Below are 3115 nucleotides of genomic sequence, written 5' to 3'. Positions count from 1 at the left end.
TCAGTAAACAAAGTGCAGATGAGAATAAAAATTTGTTTTTATTTGAGCAAAGGATGTTAGCTTTTAAAAGGGTTTCATTTCTTTTTAATGAGGTACAGGGAGCAATAAATAATGGTTCAATATTTTCAATGGTATCTTCTAAATTTAAAAGTGTAACTGAAGAAGAGGAACTTTCTAAAAAGGCATTAGACAATTATGAAAAGATTTTGATGGCAGTGTCAAAAATTAATGTTGAGCTTAAATGCTTTCCACTAAATTTCGGTCATTTATTCACATATGACTTTAATTCAAAAGAATACAAGAGCCTTGTAAAAATGTTTGAGGAATATTTTAAATCACTTGATAAGCCTGAAGAAGCATTAAATTCTGAAACTCATACAGCTAATGAAATCAAGTTAATAAAAGATTTAAGATTTTTTGCAGCAGAACTAAAAAAAGAAATCACAGAAGACTAAATTATACCCTCTACAGCAAAGTATCATGACTTTGCTCAGCAAGTTATAATTCTGCTTTCTCGTTGGGATTTTTAGAGTTTAGAACCAAAACTTATTTTTTCTCCGTCGCCCTGAAATCCAACAATAACAACACCTCATCTTTATTTCTTATCGACCCCCAACCGGCCTTGAAGGGCTCGATGCCATAATCACTTTGCAGAAATCGGAATTCACCCGTGATAGTGAGCACATTTTTTTCAAAGGTGATGGTAACGGGTACAGCAATTTCTTTTGTGGTTCCGTGCAGGGTGAAATCTCCTGTGAGGGTGTAATTGTTTTTATCGGTATTTTTTAGTTTGGAACTGTTGAACTTGATTTTCGGGTATTTTTCCACATGCAATTGACTGCTGCTTTTCATGGTTTCATTGACCTCACTGCGGTCATCATCATCCAGCTTGCCCAGTTTATATTTTTCACGGTCTTTTTGGCTGTCTGCTATTAAAGAAGCACTGGGAACTTCAACTTCCATTTTAAAGCCGTCAGGATGGTCTTTTTTAAAGACCACCCAACCGGAGAAATTGTCGGCACGAACCACGTGGTCGTGGGCAAAAGCAGAGGCGATTCCGGCTTTAAAGAGGCGTACTGCCAAATGGCTGTTGTTTTTGTCAATGATGTAAACCGGGTCTTTTTTGGTAGATTCCGGGACATTATTCAGATCATCAGCATTTTCGGTAGAAGTTTTGGCTGCCTTTTCCCGGGAATTGTTCAAAAATCCGTTTTCCCCAAAGGCAAAAAAACCTGTTATTAGCAAGCCAACAAAGAGAAGTGCGATTAATAAGCGGTTTATAAGTGTCATATTTGGTGGTGTTATAAATTTGAATACCGAGAGCAAATTATTCTTCCATGCTGAGGATATGTTTATAAATGTAACCCTTATTTGCTTCTATATCAAAATTTTATCTTTTGTTTAACCGTTTGATTGGTTTTCTTTTAGAAAGGAACTAAAGTATCTGAGAGGTTTACAAAATACAGGAACAGCATCAAGTGTTGCTGATTGCGATTTGAAATTCAATAAACTTGTGAAGGCTTAAATTCATTAGGCTTTGTGAAGCGAGGGTTCGAAGGATATTTTTATTTGCGTTTCTATAAACTATAGAATGTTTATCCTCTCAATCCAAAAAGTGCGATGTTCAGGAATGGAGCCTGTTATGGCAATCAGCAAAGGGATAAGGCACAAGAGAATATAAATGCCCACCCATAAAAATGCGCGCCTGAAACTGTATTTCATTTTAGAATGTTTAATTGTCCTCTTCAGCTTCCTTATTTTCATAATATACTTTTGCCATTTGGCTTCCTGCTGTAGCTATAATGAGTAAAACAACATAACCGGTCAATAGGGTGGTCAAAGGCATATCAAAGAGTTCTTTCAATATGGCCAGTAAAAATGCCGATAGCCAGGAGACTATGGAAATGGCACCCAGAGCAAATGAAATTTTGGTCAGTTTTTCATAGCGACCGTAGTCTTCTTCTTTTAGCGAAATCTTTTTCATTTGCGGGGTGAGGTACAAGTTCAAAGCAGCACCGTTTATCATTACTGCCAGCACAGCGATTATTTTCATAATAAATCTCGGGTTGTCCAGAAAAGCCTCCAAGTCAATTAGCGCCAGGGCTGCTCCGCTCAACAACAACAGGAACAATCCAAGAATAATCATCTGTGAAACCAGGTGCATAATCACAGATTCCCTTTTAGAAATAGTGTATTTCCGCATAAAATGCGAAAACATAATATCGATCACCAAAGTTCCACCCAGACCCATGGCCAGACCCAGAAGATGTACTGCAAGGTGATACTCACGGGTGTTGGATAGCAAATCGACAAAATTTTCGGTAATATTCCAATAAGTGAAGACAAATATCACCAGAGAAAGAATCAGCGAAATCATTAACCACGGGCTGAACTTATTGACCACGCCCACGCTCATGGTCATTTTAAAAATGGCAATAAAGAAGATGAGGCCTGAAAGGTAGAGAACAACAAGGTCTATCTCAGGAAACCAATCACCAAAAAAAAGCCGGGTTATATAGGTAAATAATACAAGGATAAAATAACCCAATAAGATCTTCTCAACCGGTATTTCAAAAAATAACTTGTTTTTGATGTGAATTACCGGGTCGTCTTTGAGAGGGTCGTAAGGAGGCTCTTTTTTTTCTTTTTTAAGCCGTTTCAAAAAAACATAAGAAACAATTGCCGTACCTGACAATGCCAATACTAAAAGTGAAAGTATATTAAAATCCATAATTGATCGTGTTTCCCTAAAAATACATTTTTTTGTTTTTTTGTGAAAAAGCACTCTTGAATTTAAAAGGATTTTAACTTTTTGGGCAAAAAAAAACTCCCTGTTTTGGGAGTTCTTTTTTACTTTAAAAGTGACAGTTTATTCTTCTGTCGTTGTTTCAAGGTCAGCAGCTTCTTCATAAGAAGCTTCTTCCATGTATTCAGCTTCTTCTTCCATATCCTCAGTTTCTTCCAAGATCATTTCTGCTTGTTCTTCCATGTTTTCGTCAGCTTTCTTTTCAGTATCTCTGCAAGAAGTTACTGCAAAAGTGAAAACCAAAGCCAATACGCTTAGAAATATTTTTTTCATCTCAAAAAAGTTTAATTGGTTATTAATACACAAAGT

The 3115-nt window shown here is 36.4% G+C and carries 4 protein-coding genes; 1 reads left to right on the top strand and 3 read right to left on the bottom strand.

Features of this window, described 5'->3' with window-relative positions; all coding sequences use genetic code 11:
- Positions 1–455, top strand: a 455-nt coding sequence (locus AC6F75_RS02545) for a hypothetical protein (RefSeq protein WP_500713379.1), incomplete at its 5' end; no start/stop codon positions are given.
- 91 nt (positions 456–546) lie between these two features.
- Here the strand turns inward: AC6F75_RS02545 and AC6F75_RS02540 are convergent.
- From AC6F75_RS02540 to AC6F75_RS02530, 3 genes are all read right to left on the bottom strand, one after another.
- A complete protein-coding gene (locus AC6F75_RS02540) occupies positions 547–1290 on the bottom strand; it encodes a YceI family protein (RefSeq protein ID WP_500713378.1) in 744 nt (247 codons plus the stop codon).
- A gap of 442 nt (positions 1291–1732) precedes the next feature.
- Positions 1733–2731, bottom strand: a complete 999-nt coding sequence (locus tag AC6F75_RS02535) for a hypothetical protein (RefSeq protein WP_500713377.1) — start codon at positions 2729–2731, stop codon at positions 1733–1735.
- A 138-nt stretch (positions 2732–2869) separates the two neighbouring features.
- On the bottom strand, positions 2870–3115 hold a 246-nt coding region (locus tag AC6F75_RS02530), incomplete at its 5' end, for a hypothetical protein (RefSeq protein ID WP_500713376.1).

It is taken from the genome of Planktosalinus sp., from assembly GCF_059864935.1.
The sequence above is the reverse complement of the archived record's forward strand: the minus strand, read 5'-3'. Positions and strand labels throughout refer to the sequence as shown.

Bases quoted from the DNA above. Each gene is read 5' to 3' on its own strand.
- AC6F75_RS02540 (WP_500713378.1), bottom strand. From the start codon at position 1,290: ATGACACTTATAAACCGCTTATTAATCGCACTTCTCTTTGTTGGCTTG.
- AC6F75_RS02535 (WP_500713377.1), bottom strand. From the start codon at position 2,731: ATGGATTTTAATATACTTTCACTTTTAGTATTGGCATTGTCAGGTACG.